This window comes from Nitrococcus mobilis Nb-231, from assembly GCF_000153205.1.
Classification (GTDB): Bacteria; Pseudomonadota; Gammaproteobacteria; order Nitrococcales; family Nitrococcaceae; genus Nitrococcus; species Nitrococcus mobilis.
In genome coordinates, this window is sequence record NZ_CH672427.1 from 589,116 (window position 1) to 606,003 (window position 16,888).

The 16,888-nt window shown below is 61.3% G+C and carries 13 protein-coding genes and 2 pseudogenes; 5 read left to right on the plus strand and 10 right to left on the minus strand.

From position 1 onward, the window contains the following. Window positions 1-3: 3 nt before the first annotated feature. The 9 genes from NB231_RS02735 to NB231_RS02775 all read right to left on the minus strand — a co-directional run bounded on the left by NB231_RS02735 (window position 4) and on the right by NB231_RS02775 (window position 11,808). Entirely contained in the window at window positions 4-3,060 is a 3,057-nt protein-coding gene (locus NB231_RS02735) for a coiled-coil domain-containing protein (protein ID WP_004999569.1), read from the minus strand. Window positions 3,061-3,202: 142 nt separating this feature from the next. Then, the gene (locus NB231_RS02740) at window positions 3,203-5,029 is read right to left on the minus strand and encodes a glycosyltransferase (RefSeq protein ID WP_040661649.1); all 1,827 of its coding nucleotides are present in this window, start codon (window positions 5,027-5,029) and stop codon (window positions 3,203-3,205) included. Between the two features lie 533 nt (window positions 5,030-5,562). After that, on the minus strand, window positions 5,563-5,916 hold the full coding sequence (locus NB231_RS02745; RefSeq protein ID WP_004999575.1) for a four helix bundle protein: 354 nt from the start codon (window positions 5,914-5,916) through the stop codon (window positions 5,563-5,565). Window positions 5,917-6,007: 91 nt separating this feature from the next. Next, window positions 6,008-7,060: a chain-length determining protein gene (locus NB231_RS02750; RefSeq protein ID WP_232210370.1), complete on the minus strand. Its 1,053-nt coding sequence runs from the start codon at window positions 7,058-7,060 to the stop codon at window positions 6,008-6,010. 29 nt (window positions 7,061-7,089) lie between these two features. After that, the gene (locus NB231_RS02755; protein ID WP_004999581.1) at window positions 7,090-7,755 is read right to left on the minus strand and encodes an ABC transporter ATP-binding protein; all 666 of its coding nucleotides are present in this window, start codon (window positions 7,753-7,755) and stop codon (window positions 7,090-7,092) included. Beyond that, entirely contained in the window at window positions 7,752-8,531 is a 780-nt protein-coding gene (locus NB231_RS02760; protein WP_004999583.1) for an ABC transporter permease, read from the minus strand. The genes NB231_RS02755 and NB231_RS02760 overlap by 4 nt, the downstream gene beginning before the upstream one ends. Window positions 8,532-8,600: 69 nt before the next feature. Next, on the minus strand, window positions 8,601-10,328 hold the full coding sequence (locus NB231_RS02765; protein WP_004999586.1) for a polysaccharide biosynthesis/export family protein: 1,728 nt from the start codon (window positions 10,326-10,328) through the stop codon (window positions 8,601-8,603). Continuing rightward, window positions 10,325-10,714, minus strand: coding sequence for a DVU3141 family protein (locus tag NB231_RS02770; protein ID WP_004999587.1), 390 nt, complete (start codon window positions 10,712-10,714; stop codon window positions 10,325-10,327). Before NB231_RS02770 ends, NB231_RS02765 begins: the two co-directional genes overlap by 4 nt. Window positions 10,715-10,833: 119 nt before the next feature. Next, window positions 10,834-11,808: a KpsF/GutQ family sugar-phosphate isomerase gene (locus NB231_RS02775; protein WP_004999588.1), complete on the minus strand. Its 975-nt coding sequence runs from the start codon at window positions 11,806-11,808 to the stop codon at window positions 10,834-10,836. Window positions 11,809-12,284: 476 nt separating this feature from the next. Between NB231_RS02775 and NB231_RS02780 the strand changes: the two genes are divergently transcribed. From NB231_RS02780 to NB231_RS02790, 3 genes are read left to right on the plus strand one after another with little or no spacing between them, the layout of a single operon-like run. Continuing rightward, window positions 12,285-13,040 carry a Dph6-related ATP pyrophosphatase gene (locus tag NB231_RS02780; RefSeq protein WP_084766212.1) on the plus strand — a complete coding sequence of 252 codons (756 nt, stop codon included), beginning with the start codon at window positions 12,285-12,287 and terminating at the stop codon, window positions 13,038-13,040. A 1-nt stretch (window position 13,041) separates the two neighbouring features. Then, complete coding sequence (locus NB231_RS02785; protein ID WP_004999592.1) at window positions 13,042-13,965, plus strand: ABC transporter substrate-binding protein; 924 nt, start codon at window positions 13,042-13,044, stop codon at window positions 13,963-13,965. A gap of 42 nt (window positions 13,966-14,007) precedes the next feature. Further along, window positions 14,008-14,565: a DUF6580 family putative transport protein gene (locus NB231_RS02790; protein ID WP_040662978.1), complete on the plus strand. Its 558-nt coding sequence runs from the start codon at window positions 14,008-14,010 to the stop codon at window positions 14,563-14,565. Window positions 14,566-14,640: 75 nt separating this feature from the next. Here NB231_RS02790 and NB231_RS18230 read toward each other — a convergent pair. Beyond that, window positions 14,641-15,207, minus strand: a pseudogene (locus tag NB231_RS18230) (IS630 family transposase); the annotation flags it as partial. 41 nt (window positions 15,208-15,248) lie between these two features. On the opposite strand from NB231_RS18230, the gene NB231_RS20220 reads away from it, so the two are divergent. After that, window positions 15,249-15,701: a SelT/SelW/SelH family protein gene (locus tag NB231_RS20220; RefSeq protein WP_232210372.1), complete on the plus strand. Its 453-nt coding sequence runs from the start codon at window positions 15,249-15,251 to the stop codon at window positions 15,699-15,701. A 243-nt stretch (window positions 15,702-15,944) separates the two neighbouring features. Further along, window positions 15,945-16,847, plus strand: a pseudogene (locus NB231_RS02805) (FAD-binding protein); the annotation flags it as partial. Window positions 16,848-16,888: the final 41 nt, after the last annotated feature.

Below are 16,888 nucleotides of genomic sequence, written 5' to 3' on the forward strand. Positions count from 1 at the left end.
TATTTAACCTACGACACGTCGCAGCACAGGTGTGCGTGAGTCGTGCGCCCGTGAGGCGTTATTGTCGATCTCACGCGCCATCTTGTCGGCCAACAAGGAGACATTGACGTGTCCAAGTCCTGCGGGCGGCACCACCTCCCAGCTTTCGGCCAGCGCCGCCGGTAGCCCGTAAAGAAGCGATGCGACGAACTCGCGGTCGTGCGAGTCGAGCGCTTGCCATTGCGCTCTTTTTTTGGCTCCGGACAGGCCCTTGCCGAACCGAAGCGCGTGCTCCTGCGCCCAGTCGCCCGCGTCGGTAAGGGGCCATATAGACAGTGGCGGAAGCGTGCCGCGCTCGGCTGGCGCGAGGAACACCAGGCTGGCGGGCAGGTCGGCGCGAACCCCACTACCGCCTGAAAGGCACAAGCGAACGCACAGGCTAAAGTAAGCTCGCTGCTGGAACATGGCGTTGCCGAGCCGAAGGGTGATTTCGAGCTTGCCGGCGGCATCGGCGATATGGGCGACCTGGGCACGGTCGTAGCGCAATACCGGCGGCAGCTCGGCGAGCTGCTCGCGCAGCCGCTGGCAGACCAGACCCCAGCGCGCCGCCAGACGCGGCCGCGCATCCGCTGCATTGCGCAGGGTTGTTTGCATGAGCGCCGCGAGGTCGTTAATCAGCAGCCAGTCGCTGGCCGTCATGCGCGCAAACAGCGCTTTTGACGTCTTGTGCTGCGGGTGGAGGAGCATGAAGGCGCGATCCTGCTCCTTGCCGCTCTCGGTCCAGCTCGACAGGGGCGCAACACCTTCCCGCGCGGTGAAAACGACCAGCCCCGGCTCGCCATGGTGCTCGACCAGCCGCACGTCCAGCGCATCGAACCGCCGCGGCCCCTGCGTCACGTCGCGCAAGCTGAAGTTGAGATGGTGGAATGGCGCTTCTTCGCAGACACCCGCTATTTGGATGTCGGCGACCTGCAGCGCCTGCAGTTGCGGCTTGGTCTGGTTCGTCTCCGCACGGCCCTTCAGCTTTTGGTTCTCCAGGAAATAGTGCTCCAGTTCTTCCTGAACCTGGTGCAGCTGCAAGAGGAGGAGCTCGTTCTCCTGCCGAAGCTCGGGATCTGGAGAGGCCGCCTCGGCCTGCGTGCGTAACCGGCCGCGCTCGGCCTCCAGTTCGGCAACTCGCCCTGCGTTGCGCTCGCGCTCGGCGTGCAAGGTCTTCGTGGCCTCCGCCTGGGCGATTTTGAGCTTCGCCAATGCGTCGGCCGATTCCTTCAGCTTAGTTTCCAGCTCCGCGCGCTTGCGCTCCGACTGCTCGCTGTGCGCGCGCAGTCGGTCGCGTTCGATCTTGTGCTCGGCTACAAGCCGCGCAGCACCCTCACGCTCAGCCTTCAAACTCGCCGCGACCTCGGCCTCGGCCGCTTTGGCTTTCGTCACGGCTTCTGCCGAAGCCTTTAACTTGGCCTCAAAGTCTGCACGCTTACGCTCCGTCTCCTGCTGCGCGAGGAATGTCGCTTCCAATTCCTCCTGCACTTGATGCAGCTGCAGCAACAAAAGCTCGTTCTCCTGCTGCGCCTGCTCGCTGTGCTCGCGCAGCCGGTCGCCCTCGATCTTGTGTTCGGTTATGAGCCGCGCAGTACTCTCACGCTCAGCTTTCAAGCTCGCCGCGACTTCGGCTTCGGCCGCTTTGGCTTTCGTCACGGCTTCTGCCGAAGCCTTTAACTTGGCCTCAAAGTCTGCACGCTTACGCTCCGTCTCCTGCTGCGCGAGGAATGTCGCTTCCAATTCCTCCTGCACTTGATGCAGCTGCAGCAACAAAAGCTCGTTCTCCTGCTGCGCCTGCTCACCATGCACACGCAGCCGGTCGCCCTCGATTTTGTGTTCGGTTATGAGCCGCGCAGTACTCTCACGCTCAGCTTTCAAGCTCGCCGCGACTTCGGCTTCGGCCGCTTTGGCTTTCGTCACGGCTTCTGTCGAAGCCTTTAACTTGGCCTCAAGGTCTGCACGCTCACGTTCTGCCTCCTGCTGCGCCTGCTCGCCTTGCTCGCGTAGCCGATCACGCTCGGCCTCGGCGTTAGCCATCCGCATCCTACTCGCCGCGCGCTCTTCCTCCAGCGCCGCTTCTGCGGCGGCCGTCACCCCCTGCGCTTGCTCCAGCTCAGCCGCCAGCCGTTCCGCCTCGCGGCCGAACGTATCGCACTGCCGGTGGACGGCGCGGTACTGGGCCAATGCCGCCAACGGATCCGCCTGCGGGATTCCGGCGATACCGTCGCCGGTAGGTGCATCGGCAGTGAGCGGTATGCAGCTCACCTCCAACTCGGCGCCTATCGCCCGCAGTCGTTTATCGGGGCGAATCCAGCTGCTGGCGAGGGCGACAAATGCGGCGTCGGACTGCAGATCGGGGGCGGACCCCGCTTCGCCCGCGAATGCGATCCCAAAGCGCTCGCCGCATACATCGAGAAGCCGCGCCGGATAGGCCGCCGCTTCGCGTGCATCGACCAGCAGCACACGCCGACGGTAGCGGCGAACCAAACGCAGGATACGTTCTGCCCCTACCCGCCAGGCTTGCAGCAGCGCATCGGAATCGACCGCCTCGTCTGCCGCCAGCCAGTGAGCAAGAGTCCGTTCGGGCGGCTCAAAGAAGATCAAAAACTCAGCCACCGAGCTCAGCTCCGCCCAGACCTCAGCGGGCCAGCAAGCACGCATGTCTATGCCGTCCGAGTCGCCGCCTGCTTGCACCGCGGGGGATCTCGAAAAACCTGGCTCTGCGCCGTCGCCCTGGAGAAACCTGCTCCGGATACCGGATCGGAGGTCGGAGTCTATTTTGTTCTCTTGAAGATGGATTCCGATCTCCGCCGGAATGGCGAGATTTGGGCCGACATTCAGATCGAAGCGAGACATGGCAATGGCTTCAGGGTCCGGCCGGTCGTTCAACGCAGAGATCCCGGGAACGCAGCCATGCCAGGCGGAGAAAGCCGGCGCGGCCGGGAGGACAACCTGCGGGGCCTGTTGGCGCAGGTGCTCTGCGAGCCGGGCCCAGGTACCGAACGGCGTGCCGAGCGTGATGAGCATGCGGTTGTCGCTCATTGCGGATTCAGGGCGCTTTCGGTCAGGCGCAACCGCAGTTCTCCTGAAGCCGAACGCCATTCGCCGAGATGTTTCCCCTTCTGCACCGCGACCCTTAGGGGCCAAAAGCCGGGGCTGGCGCTGCCTGGAAAAGTAACCGGAATTAGCATCGCGACATGCCCTTCAAATTGAGTTGTTGTTTCAGTTCGATAAGCCGTTGCGCATAGCGAGTGCCGACGCCGGCCGGGCTGAAGTCGACCGGGCGGCCGGCGGATTCGCGCGGCCGAGCCACGTGCTCGCGCATCAGCTCGGCCGCATGATCGATGTCTGGATCGGCCCAGGATTGACCCTCGCCGTGGAAGTAATCACCTGAGCACAGAGCACGCATTTTGTGGCGCACCAGCGAGACACCCGCCTCGGCGCAGAAATCGAGGTTGCCGGAGAAGCCGGTGGCGATGACGGGTAGACCGAGCAGCAGGGCCTCGGCGATGCCGCGGCCAAATCCTTCGGCGCGATGCAGGGACACGAAGCAGTCGCAACAGCGGTACAGGGCGAGCACTTCGGGCTTGCGCAGTGTGGTATCGATGAGGTGGATGCGCGGATCGGCTTGGACCACCGTCTTGAGCCGGCGCCAGGCCGGATCTGTCACGCCCTCGATGTGGCTCACCTTGAGCACCAGTCCGACTCGATCGTTGCCTGAGCGCGAAAACGCCTGCTGGAACGCCTGAATCAGGCCCGCGGGGTTCTTGCGCGACAAGGTGGAGTTGAAATCGAAGGAAAAGACGAAAAGGTAGTCCTCGCTCGGCAGTCCGAAATGCGCCCGGCCCTCGTCGCCGACCGGGTCGACGGTGACTGGCAGCGACATTGGATAGACTGGACAGCCCGCATGACGATAAGCCGTGGCTGTGTAATGGCTGATGCCCCAAATTTCATCGACTAGGCCGCAAGCGTGCTGCCAGCTCGCCGGCCACTCTGGCAGTTCCCAGGGCCACAGCCCGATTGTGTAGCGGTCGCGGAAGGCCGCAAGCCCTTGCTCGCAGGCGTAGCGGACGAGTTCGATGCCCGTCATGCAGAAGAGGTTGATGGCGTAATGCGGCTCGCCGGTGATCCAGTGGTCAGCGCTGCTGTCCTGCTGCGACACATTATTGCCAGGCTCGACATTTACGATGCAGAACGGAATTTCATGCGCTTCGAGGGCAAGCGCCAGCAGCCGCACATCTTCGCCGATGCCGAGCTCGCCCTTGGCGTAGCCAAACAGGTTGACACCGAACGGGTATCCGCTGGTGCATGGACGAGCGCTGGCCGCAGCAATGCGCGCCGTTAGCGCGCTCAGTTCGAACTGGGTGGGGACGCGGGCGCTCCGGCGCTCCATCGTCCGACTTAGGTGCCGCACGATGCGCAGCGGCAGCCGGAACGGCGCGCGGCGAAGATTTTCAGGCAATTTGGCCGCAGCCGGCGCGGACACCAACTCCCGGGGCCGACGCGCGTAGTGGAACGCCCGAGCGACATCCTGCAGGCCGAAGTCCTGGATGAGCTGATGGGTCGATTTGTTGCCGTCGGTCCGGGCAAGCCGCAGGGTTTCGACAAATTGGTCGATACTGCCAAAACGGCGGACTAGAAATTCATACTGCCACGGCTGGGGATATGGGAGCAGGCGGTTATCGCGCTCGCCGCGCCAGAAAGCGCGGGCCACCTTGGCGCGGCTTTTGGCGTCCGACAGCAGCGCGCCAAAGGTGTAGCGGTACTTCGCAACCCCGTATAGGAACATGGCTACCGAAAACCCGTCGGCCCAAAGGTTGCCATGCGGTTCCGGCAGCGCCAGCGGTCGGCCCAGCTCGGTATCCCAGTCGGGTATGGCGCGCAGAATAGCGTAGTCGCGGCGTCCCTCGCTGGCGCACCAGCCGAGATACCGAACAAAATCGCGCACGCGGCCTTTGTGCAGCGGAAAGCGCCGCTGCAGAATCGGCCGCAGGTGCCAAATCGCAAGCATCGCGCCGTATACCTGTGTCGGCAACTCAAATGGCAGCGCAATCGGCACCAGATACCCGTGCGGATGGGCAGAAGTGAGGCGCGGCGGGTTCGGAGCTAGAGGGGCAGAAACGGCTTGCGGCCCCCACCCGACCCCACTCCTCACTACCTTGCCTCTCACTCCTGGCCTCTCCTCAACCCCGATGATCATGTAACTTGCCTGCTAAATACCCGGGCTGCGGGTTACAGAAATACGAACGGAATTTTCTCAAGCAGCGCCCTTCGGCGGGCTCAGAGCGAACGGGTCAATTCATCAGAGCTTCTTTTTACTTCACCCTAGAAATGCATTCACAGGCCTATGTCACACATTCGGAAATTTTTACTGAGACCTCTATCACAATGGGCGCACTGGGTAGCGCGGTGAGCGTGACGGGTGACTGGGAGCGTGACGCGTGACAAGTGACGCGTGACAGGCGAGAGGGCGGCGGAGCAGCGCGTCACCTCCCAAGTCACCTGTCACCTGTCACCTGTCACCTGTCACCCTTCTGGCCTGGCTTACTTTAGGCTCCGCTGGAGACCGGTGATCATTTGGAAGATGCGGGTGATCATCGCCATGAGGTCGTCGCTCTGGCGCATAAAGCCTAGATCGCGCGCCAGTAGTGCCTGTGTCTCCAATTCGCTCAGGGAGCCGCGGGCTATCGTGAGGAATTGATGAAATTCGCGGGCGCTGCCGCGGCCGGCGCCTTCGGCAATGTTGGAGGGCACGGAAACGGCCGCGCGGCGCATCTGGCTGACTAAACCGTAGCGCTCTTCTTTCGGAAAATCAGCCGTCATCGCGTATATCACCTTTGCGAGCTCCATCGCTGCTTGCCAGACCGATAGGTCTTTGTGTCCGGTTACGTTGTTCATTTTTTTTTTGGGAAAAGTGATGCGTGACAGGCGAGAGGGCGGCGGAGTAGCGCGTCACCTCCCAAGTCACCTGTCACCTGTCACCTGTCACTCAATCCCGATGGTCCCGAACAATCGCCACCAGCAGGTGGGCGATGAGCGCGGCGAGTATGGCCATGATCGTGAACACTGTGATGTTGTAGAGCCGCTTCGGTGCCATGGAGTATTCGGGCATTGTCGGGCTTTGCAGGATCGATACTTGTTTTAGGCTGCGGGCGGCCTGCACTCGCGTGTTCTCCAGCGCCGCTAATGCGCTGGTATATACCTCCTGCGCGAACTCGACTTGCAGTCGCAGTGTTTCAAATTCTGCGGCCAGGCGATTGAGCGCGTTGCCCGAGTGCGCGGCCATGCGGGTGCGCTCAGCCTCTATCTGGCTGCGCAAGGCGCTGATCTCGTGGCTCAGGCGCACCATCTCGGGCGAACGCTTGCTCTGGGAAGCACCGAGCGCGCGCCTGTGCGCATCGAGCTTGGCAAGCTCGCCCTGGAGGGTTGCGACCACCGCACTCAAGCTCTGAACAGTGGCCGTCGGTGAAATGAGGCCGTGGGTATTCTGGTAAGCGAGCATCTCGTCTCGGGCAAGATCAAGGCGGCGCTTCAGGTCTTTGACCTGTACTTCGATGAACTTGACCTGCTCGCCCGCCAGGCGCCGACCCAGCTTGTTCATGTGCGCTTCGCCTTCGCGCAGCAGCCTGCTGACAATGGCGTGCGAGGTCTTGGGATCGTACGCCTGCGCCCGGATCCTCAGCACATTGGCGTATTCGTCCATCTCGACCGACACGCGCTTGAGGTAGTAGCGGTGAAAGTACTCAAGGGGCACATCCACTGATTCGAGTCTGGAGAGTATGTCAATGTCTTTATTTGCATAATGGGCGCGCAGGTCGAGTTGGGCATCGAGCTTCTGCAGCATGTCGACTGACAGTAGATACTCACGCAGCATCAGCAGATCATGGGCGCTGCCGCCACTGAGCAGCGAAGCGACATTGAACGTGGAGGTCGAAACGCCTTCTGCGCTCTGCAGCACGACGGTGGCTTCCGAGACGTAGCGGTCAGTCGCCGACACCGACCAATACAGGCCCGCGCCAAGGATCGCGACAGCACTGATCAACCAGTATGGGTGCTTCAGCAAGAACGCTCTCATGCCGGCTTGATGCTCTGGTGATAAGCATCAACCGCGTCGCGGACACTGTCGAACCAGATGGCTTCGCCCTGGTTGAGCCAGATGCCCGCCTGGCATAGCTCTTTGAGAATCCCCTCCGAGTGCGAGACCATAATCAGGCTCGCTTGGCCGACCCTTTCCTTGAAAGCTCGCGCGGCTTTTTCCTTGAATGCTTTATCCCCAACGGCCGTGGCTTCATCAGAGAGGTACAGATCAAAATTGAAGGCCAGCGACAGACCGAATGCGAGTCGGCTGCGCATGCCGCTCGAATAGGTCTTGATCGGCTCGTCGAAAGCACCGCCGATCTCGGCAAAATCCTCGACTTGGCGGATGATCTCATCGACGGATTGGCCGTTGCCGTGAATGCGCGCCACAAATTTTACATTCTGACGGCCGGTCATGGAGCCCTGGAATCCGCCGTTCAGCCCGATGGGCCAGGAGGCGCGGCAATTGCGGACGATTTTGCCCTTGTCGGGGAAGTCCATGCCGCCGATCAGGCGCAGCAAGGTCGATTTACCTGCGCCGTTGCGCCCCACCAGTCCCACACTCACGCCTCTGGGGATTGTGAAATCGACATTCCTCAGCACCCAGCCGTTGCTGTAATGATTGCGATAGCGCTTGTAGACGTTCCTGACTTCGATCATTTCGCTTTCAGCCGCATGGCAAAACGGATATGCAGCGCTAACCCCAGGGCGATCATCGGGAGCGCCCAGCACCAGACGTACATCAAATTCACGCCGGCCAGTGATCGATAACCGGCAAAGAAACTAAGCCGCAGGCACTCGACTGCATGCAGCACCGGGTTGTACAAGAGGTATTGCTGGATGTCGTGTGGCAGCGCATGGAGCGGTATCATCGCGCCCGAGAGCAAAAACATCGGCAGCATTGTGAGCTTGGTGACCACGCCGAATTCCGGGACCAGCGTGGCGCCCACGGCTACAATCAGACCGCCACCCATCCCCAACAGCCAAAGGGAAGCCCAGGCGAGTATCGCTCCGAGAGGATCGGCGGGCAGGATATCGTGGCCGAGCAGGCTCGCGCCTACAATCAAGATCACCAGCACAAGCGTTTTCAGAATGCCTTCAAGGGTATTGCGAACGAGCACCGGGTCCACGGGTTTGACTTGCCGATAGGCGAACAATCCCTGATTCGCATCCACGGCGCCGATCGAGCGCAGTACACCCTCGCGGAACAGGAAAAACCCTGTCAGGCCGACGATCAGCCAGGGGATGAACTCCGCCCCGGTGGCGAAGCGGACCCGGCCAAGCAACTCGCGCACCGCGATCATGATCACCACGAACGCGACTGGCTCGGCGAACATCCAAAACCAGGCAAAGCGGTTAGCCATCGTGCGGGCCAGTGCCTCGCGCATGAACAAAGCGTGCCAGACGCTCCAGGTCACTAGCCAAGAGGAGCGCATTAGCCGCCCTCCTCCCCGCTGCTTTGGGCGGTGGTGTTGTTCGCGAATTTGGCGATCGCGCGCCGCACGTCAGAGACCCAGCACCACGCGCGTGGTGATGGCGGCTTGGAAGAGGATCTGAGCCAGCGTCGAGGCGAGCTGCAGGTTCTTGGTAGGCGCTTTCGGCAGCACCAGAATCTCATCGCCCGAGCGGAGCGCAACATCGCTCGCGGGTAGGGCTTCGCCGTTTTGCCGTATTATCAGAACGTCATCCCGATTCGCGTGCTCGGTGAATCCGCCCGCCCGCTCGATGTAATCGAGAGCGGTCCGCCCCTCGGTGTAAACCATCGCCCCCGGGACCAGCACTTCACCGCTGATCAACACGGAATCGGAGCGCTCGGGGAGGGTAATCACATCGCCATCTTGCAGGCGTATGTCGCTGACCTGGCCCATATGGGCGACGACGATGCGACCGTTTGGCTCAACCTCGCGGGCTCGCTTCACAAAGTCCTGGATGAGCTCGGCCTCCTGGACGCGGATGCGCGCCTCTTCCGCAGTGGATGAGGAGGCCCCGAGGTAGGTGGTTTCAAGGCGCCGCAGACTGTCCTCAAGCGCCTGATGCTGGCGCTCGGCCACGCTCTCGCGACGAATGGATACACTCTCTACCGCAGCCAATGCCGAGTCGACGGGCACTATGTTCAACAACTGCTTGAGGGTCGCGTCCTTTGGCACGACGTAGCGTGACGGGCCCTTATAGCTGCCCTCGATCTGCACGACGATGGCATCAGCATGCTGATCGGCAGTGAAGAAGATGTCATCGCCGGCCCGAAGCTCGCTGCCTTGAAACTCCTGCAGCGTAAAATAGGCGGAAAATGGACCTTGCTCGCGCACACCGGTGACCAACGCCTGGGATACGCCCGGATTCAGCTGCACGAGATCCAACAGCTCATCGCCTAACTGAGCCTCTCCATCGAGCTCGTAGCGGTGGGCCTGTGCGACATCGCCGGCTACGGTAACCACCGGCCCTCGGGGCTCGACCACGATGGTGTCGCCGTCCTGGAACTGAGGGCGCGGCAGAGCGCCGCGGGTCAGGAAGTCGTAAAGATCCGCCGCGGCAATGGTCTTACCGTGGCGGAGGATGTGAATCCGCCGGAAGCTTCCGGTGTCTTCGTCAATGCCGGAGGCCTGGTCGAGAAAATACAGCACGGAGTCGCTTGGGTTGCCGGCGTAGCGTCCCGGCTTATTGACATAACCTGTCACGAACACCGCCACCGGTTGCACACCTTGTAGATTGGTGTAGACGGATAGGTTGTCAGTGAAAATCTGCTGAATTGCGGCTTTGACACGGGCATTGAGCTCACTGTTGGAGACACCCTGCACATGTACCGGCCCGACATAGGGCACGAAGATATTGCCTTGCGCATCGACTGGCAGGACTTGATCGATCTCCACGGCGCCCCAGGCGCGCAGCGTCACTCGATCACCCGGCAGAATGCGATAGGTTGGATTCAACCCGGACGCCCGTGGCCCTCGAAACCCCCCGGTAAACAAGTCGGCACCGAACGGCGGAATTTCCTCTTCATCCAATGTGCTTTTTTGCTCTACCGGACCATTGGTGCCGGTACGCCGATCCACCGCCGATGGCGGCTCCAGGGCGGCCGGGATTTGTTCGGCCTGAGCGCGGCTCGGAATATCTCCCATGCCGTTAAATACCTGCGCTGCAGCCGGAGCCGACAACAGCGCCAGGATCAGGCAGAGCAGAGCGAGCGCCGCGGGAGGCGCTTTAGCAAGGGACACGCCACGCCAGCGACCGCTCAATTCGTACCCCGTCGATGAGGTTGCTCGGCATTCAATGAAAACACCGGCCGCCCGCTGTGGCTCAATACTCTGACGCTTTCCCAAGCCCCGTGCGGCAACTGGCAGACGAGGCCGGGGCGGCGCGTGCTTGTTAGCTCAATCGTGAGCTCCCGGCAGGTACGCCCGCTTGCCGCGTAATACGGCGCGTGAGCGTACACGGTCGCCTCCGGTCCCCAAGGACTATCGGCCAAAACCACGCGACCGCCCGCCGGCGCACTGGCGAGAAAGGTCTCGAAGGCGGCCGGGAGTGCCGAGCGCGGCGCGCTTGGCGGCAAGGTGACACACGCCGACACACCGACAAACGCCACGCACAAAAAGGAGCCTTGAAAGACCGCGATTCGCATCATTCCATTACACACAAGTCAGCTGTCGTAGCCTATGTGGGGTGACGGGTGACTAAGAGCGTGACGAAGTGACAGGTGACATGTGACAGGTCACTGGTCACTGGTCACGCATCACACATTGCTTAGTCAAAAATCTCGAGAAGCCCGGTCGTTGCGCCCTCATCATTGACAACGACGAGCACTTTAATCTTGCGCTCCCGCATTATCATTTCCGCATCGGCGAGCTTCTCTTCTTCATGAATCGTAACCGGCTGTCGGCTCATTACATTGGCTATCGGGGAGCTCATGGCCTGAGGATCAGCCAGCAAAGCGCGACGCAGATCACCGTCCGTGACGATGCCAATGGCGCGACTACCGTCCAGGACCAGGACCAGGCCAAGACGGGCGCGAGTCATCTCCCACAGGCAGTCTCTCAGCAACCGATCCGGTTTCACTACCGGCAGTTTCCCGGCATGCATGACATCCTTGACCCGCGTCAGCAGGCGCCGGCCGAGGCTACCGCCAGGATGGAATGCCGCGAAGCGTTCGGGCTTGAAGCCGCGCGATTTCATCAGCGCAACGGCAAGGGCATCGCCCATGGCCAGAGTCACCGTGGTCGAGGTCGTCGGCGCGAGATTGTTCGGGCAGGACTCCCGATCGGCTGGGGTGAGCAGCGCGATGTCGGAATGGCGCGCCAAAGTGGACTCGGCCCGGCCGATGAGGCTGATAATGCGGTTGCCGAAGCGTCTAAGAAATGGAACCAGGCGCGTGACTTCGTCGGTTTCCCCACTGAACGAGATCAGAATAATGACATCTTCCGCGGCGATCATGCCGAGATCGCCGTGGAAGGCCTCAACAGGATGGACAAAGAAGCTCGGTGTGCCCGTGGAGGCCAGGGTGGCGGCGATCTTCTTACCGATCAGGCCGGACTTGCCCACGCCGATGACGATTACGCGCCCGCTGCAGCCAAGGATCAAATCGATGGCTTGGGCAAACTCCGGTCCGATCGTAGTCGCGGCGTGTTCCAGCGCCCGCGCTTGCTTCAGGAAAACACCGGCGGCGATAGAATCAGGTGTCGACTCGTCCAAGGACGATACGGCATGGATAAGGCTTTGCATCGTACTCCCAATCCCGATACAGCGGTGCCGGTGGGCAACCGAGCGCCCGGTTGTAGCTATTTATTGTTCCGTGCGTGCTTGGCGACAGCGCTCTTGTGCGCTTGCGGCCCGCATGCGGACGGCATCATGGAGGAAAATGCATTGCAGAAAAATCGAATCCGTCACACAAGGCATGAAGATAGGAATCCATCCTCGTGAAATTCCTCGAATACACACAGAAGTGCGCTTGTAGAAAGCGCTTCGATGAGACTGGGATCAGGCCGCGGGTGGCGAGGCAGTAACTTCTCATTAAGTCCGGGCGTAATGTGTGCGGGGTGCGGAGGTAAGATTATGGTCGTGCATTAAATACAAAATTATCAATAGCTTATTTTTGATGGTGAGCAACGAACCACTCTCTTCAATGTCTTCTTGCCCGGACTTAATAAGAAGTTACACGGGTGGTACCTAATTACCTATTTGGCGTGGAGCTCAATTCAATGCATCACAATGAACCGGCGAAGGTTCTCCTCGCTTGGAGCGGCGGCAAGGACAGCATGTTGGCGCTGCACGCGCTACAGACCGACCCCCGCTATGAGGTCGTAGCCTTATTGACGACCCTGGTCCAGGAGTACCGGCGAATCAGCCACCACGGGGTACGGGAGCCCTTGCTTGAACAACAAGCGGCCGCCCTTGGGCTACCCTTAGAGAAGGTGTATTTACCCGCGTCATCATGTACCAATGCGCAATACGAGGCTTGCATGGAGCGTGTGTTAACGCGTTATGCTGCCAGTGGCGTTCACGGGGTGGCACACGGCGATATCTTCCTGGCCGATCTGCGCGCTTATCGGGAGCGGAATTTGGCAAAAGTCGATTTACAAGGCCTGTTCCCGCTTTGGGGACGCGCGCCTAGGGAGATCATTCAGCAATTCGAGGCATTGGGCTATCGAGCCTACTTGTGCTGCGTCGATGCGGCCAAACTGGGGCCTGAATTTTTGGGGTGTGAGCTCGGGACGGATCTCCTGGACATGCTGCCGCCGCAGGTCGATCCTTGCGGCGAATACGGTGAATATCACACCTTTGTTTATGCCGGTCCGCTGTTTCAACGCCCCCTTGCAATCACCCAGGGCGAGCGTGTGAGCCGGGACGGACGCCATTTCATCGATCTGCTGCCTATGGCGCAGCCTCCGGAGTACCAAACCAATATCCTAAACCCGACACAGGAAGCCGTGCCGCAAAACACGGCTGGAGACTGACATGCGGGTCGTCTCCCTGCTACCCTCGGCTACGGAAATCGTCTACGCACTCGGTCGGCAGGACGACTTGGTGGGAGTTTCGCACGACTGCGATTTCCCGGCGGCGGTCGAGGCCAAGCCGCGCGTGACGAGCTGTGAGCTCACGGATACGCCGCTCGATAGCGCGGCGATAGACCGTTGGGTGAGCGAGCGGTTGGCACGGGGCGAGCCCCTATTCCACCTCAATCGCAGCCGGCTCGAATCGCTGCGCCCGGAGCTCATTCTGACGCAGAGTCTTTGCCAAGTCTGTGCCCCGTCCGCCGAGCGCGTTACCGAAGTCGCGGCGGCGCTCCCCGAGCCCCCCCGCGTTTTGAATTTGGAGGCCAGTACACTCGCCGGCGTGCTCGATACCATCGAGCAGGTGGCCGTGGCGCTGGGAGCGACCAGGCAAGGCGGGCACTTGATCGGCGCGCTGCAACAGCGCGTAGCCGCGGTCGTACGAGGCGTCGCACGCGCCGAGCGCCGCCCACGGGTCGCGCTGCTGGAATGGTTGGACCCGGTGTATTGCGCGGGCCATTGGACGCCGGAGCTGATCACCATCGCCGGTGGCGTTAGCCTACTGGGCGAGCTCGGTGAGCCCTCGCTGCGGCTGGATTGGCAGGCAGTGCGGGAGGCCCAACCCGAGGTACTGGTGATCGCCTGTTGCGGGCAGACGGCCGAGCGCGCCGCGCGGGATTGGATCCGACTGGCCGCAGAGGAACCGGTTCGGGCACTCGATGCAGTGCGCAACGAGCAAGTCTATTTGGTCGACGGCAACGCCTACTTCAACCGACCGGGGCCGCGCCTGATCGATAGCATGGAGATCTTAGCCGGAATCCTGCACCCGGAATTGTTCCCCTTGCCCGGCGCCGGGAAAGACGTGGTGCGGGCGAATCAATATAATTGAATGATGCTTGGTAACGACAACAAACAATTGAGGTACTACGCGATGTTTCGTCGAACAACGCTCCTGCTAGCCGGCATCATGCTGGCCGCTATGGCGGCGCGCCTGCTGCCCCATCCGCCCAACTTCACACCGATCGAGGCGGTGGCCCTGTTCGGTGGCGCCTACGTGGCAGACCGGCGCCTGGCCTTCCTGCTGCCCTTGCTGGCGCTGCTGCTCAGCGATCTCGTGCTGGGATTCGTCGTTTACGGCTATGGGCTTTTCTATGGCGGGATGGCTTTCGTTTATGCAAGCGTGGCGTTGATCACCGCCTTGGGGATGGGGGGCCTGCGCCGGCGCGTGACGCTATTTCGTGTTGCCGGCGCTGCGGTCGTTGCCGCAAGCCTATTTTTCATCGTGACCAACTTCGGCACCTGGCTCACGAGTGGACTATATCCCTATAGCGCAGGTGGCCTGCTCGCCTGCTATGTAGCGGGTCTGCCTTTCTTCCACTACACGCTCGCCGGCGCACTCGGGTATACGGCATTGCTGTTCGGGGGGGTGGCGCTGGCTCGACGCCGCGTTCGCACGCAGCCGCTCCCACAACCATCCCTGACTGCCTAATGTCACGCATTAAACGTCGGGTACAGACGCTTCAGATTGATGCACGCGTCTTGCGCGGTGAACTGTCAGTTCACCATTGAGCCAACTGCCGTGCTGTGGTGTGTAGACGAACTCAAAATGGTTCCAGAGGGCTTTGGCCTGATCCGGAGGAAAGGCTTCGTATAGCGCACCCGGTCTGTGGGTATTCAAGTTGTCCATGATCAGCGTGATCCGCTCGGCATCAGCGTAACGCTCGGCAATAATCCGGCAGGAACTGCGCCCAATCGATCTTCGTTTTGCGCTGCGCTATCTTGGCCATCCGGGTTCCGGCCAACGGTTCAGTGGCCATGAATATGTTGCACACGCCGCCTCGCTCATGCTCGTAGTCGTGGCGCTGCAGATGCCCAGGGCCGGGCGGGAGCGGCGTGTGTGTTTCTCGGATGAGCTGTCGCAGCGTCTCATCCATGCACACAACCGAATTCATAGCATCGTAAGGACGTCGATGCACGCCCAAAACCCGCTCCATCGCAGCGACAAACGCGGCGCTGCCCGCCGGTGGAATCACCCAACCGATCCGCCGCCAGGGTTTGATTTCGTTTTTTTTAAAACCCGACGGACTGTCTCGTAGGATAGGTTGTCGACGTACTCAAGTTCGACGGCACGACTTGTGCTGGGGCATGCACTATGAGGCAAGGTGGATAAGTATGGAAACCATGAGTAATAAAGTCGAAATCCGCTACTGCACCCAATGCCGCTGGCTGCTTCGATCAGCCTGGATGGCGCAAGAGCTATTGACCACCTTCGAGCAAGAAATCGCGGAGTTAACGCTGCAACCCGTAACCGGCGGCGTTTTCGACGTATACGCAAACGGGAAGCTCGTTTGGTCGCGCAAAAAGGCGGGGCGCTTCCCGGAAATCACCGAGCTCAAGCAACTCGTCCGGGACCAAATCGCTCCCGGTAAGGGGCTTGGTCATGCTGATCGGAAAGGTTCGCAATCCATTGCGCAGCCTCTTCCAACGACACATGAGCCTGTTAGTGTAGTGCCCGCCCTATTTAGCGCTTATAGCGTGAGGCCAGGCGGCCAGATGCAAGGCGCGGTTGCAGTTGGCGTAGTGGCGCTACCCCAAGCAAGCGCAACACCGCAGATGGCCGCCTGACCTCACGCCCGAAGGGGGCTCCAGGCCGGCACCCGCGCGGTGTTGGCGCTCTTGACAAGGGCGCGACGGCCATTGCCGGCGAGCGCCGCCTTGCGCTGGCACTGGCCTGGGGCTCTATAAGTGCCAAATAGGGCGGGGCACTACACTAGGTCGCCGCTTTCCCGAGGCCGACCCACTGCGCAACGCATGGCGTGGCTCTGGTATAGTCATCGCACACCGCACTTAAATATTAATGGGATGGAGATGTCCGAACGGTCCCTATACCGGCCCGAGGATACACGCTTCGAGGTTGACGTCGAGGCGCTGATTACCCGGTTGCGGCCATTGCTGCCGGCCGAAGGGCTGATTACCCATGAACAGGGTCGCCGGGCCTACGAATGCGACGGTCTCGCCGCCTATAAGCAGCTCCCACTGCTGGTGGCCAGTCCCGAAACCGTCGATCAGGCACGTGCTGTACTGCGGATCTGCTCGGAGAGCGGTGTTCCGGTCGTTGCCCGTGGCTCCGGCACAAGTCTCTCCGGCGGTGCCTTACCCCACCCGCAGGGGGTGTTGCTCAGTCTGGCGAAGTTCGATCGCATCAAAGAGATCGATCCCCATCGGCGCATCGCCCGAGTGGAACCCGGCGTGCGCAACCTGGCGATCAGCGAGGCCGCGGCTCCGTTCGGGCTCTATTATGCGCCGGATCCATCCTCGCAGATCGCCTGCAGCATCGGCGGGAACATCGCCGAAAACGCCGGTGGGGTGCACTGCCTGAAATATGGGCTGACCGTACACAATGTATTGCAGGTCACCTTGCTGACTATCGAAGGGGAGCGGATCACGCTGGGCTCCCTGGCCCCGGAGAGCCCCGGGTACGATCTGCTCGCGCTGCTCACAGGCTCCGAGGGCCTACTCGGGGTGATCGTAGAAGTCGTCGTGCAACTTCTGCCCAACCCGCTCACCAAACAGGTACTGATGGCTTCTTTCCCGACCGTGGAGACCGGCGGCCATGCCGTCGCCGCGATCATTGCCGGCGGGGTCATCCCGGCCGGGCTGGAGATGATGGACGGGCCCGCGATCCAGGCGGCCGAAGAGTTCATCCAAGCCGGATATGATACGCACGCCGCCGCCTTGCTGATTTGCGAACTCGACGGCGGCGAGGCCGAGTGACCGAGCAAATGCGGAAAGTCGAAACCATCCTGCGTGAG

Bases quoted from the DNA above. Each gene is read 5' to 3' on its own strand.
- NB231_RS02735 (WP_004999569.1), bottom strand. From the start codon at position 3,060: ATGAGCGACAACCGCATGCTCATCACGCTCGGCACGCCGTTCGGTACC.
- NB231_RS02740 (WP_040661649.1), bottom strand. From the start codon at position 5,029: ATGCTTGCGATTTGGCACCTGCGGCCGATTCTGCAGCGGCGCTTTCCG.
- NB231_RS02745 (WP_004999575.1), bottom strand. From the start codon at position 5,916: ATGAACAACGTAACCGGACACAAAGACCTATCGGTCTGGCAAGCAGCG.
- NB231_RS02755 (WP_004999581.1), bottom strand. From the start codon at position 7,755: ATGATCGAAGTCAGGAACGTCTACAAGCGCTATCGCAATCATTACAGC.
- NB231_RS02760 (WP_004999583.1), bottom strand. From the start codon at position 8,531: ATGCGCTCCTCTTGGCTAGTGACCTGGAGCGTCTGGCACGCTTTGTTC.
- NB231_RS02770 (WP_004999587.1), bottom strand. From the start codon at position 10,714: ATGATGCGAATCGCGGTCTTTCAAGGCTCCTTTTTGTGCGTGGCGTTT.
- NB231_RS02775 (WP_004999588.1), bottom strand. From the start codon at position 11,808: ATGCAAAGCCTTATCCATGCCGTATCGTCCTTGGACGAGTCGACACCT.
- NB231_RS02780 (WP_084766212.1), top strand. From the start codon at position 12,285: ATGCATCACAATGAACCGGCGAAGGTTCTCCTCGCTTGGAGCGGCGGC.
- NB231_RS02785 (WP_004999592.1), top strand. From the start codon at position 13,042: ATGCGGGTCGTCTCCCTGCTACCCTCGGCTACGGAAATCGTCTACGCA.
- NB231_RS02790 (WP_040662978.1), top strand. From the start codon at position 14,008: ATGTTTCGTCGAACAACGCTCCTGCTAGCCGGCATCATGCTGGCCGCT.
- NB231_RS20220 (WP_232210372.1), top strand. From the start codon at position 15,249: ATGGAAACCATGAGTAATAAAGTCGAAATCCGCTACTGCACCCAATGC.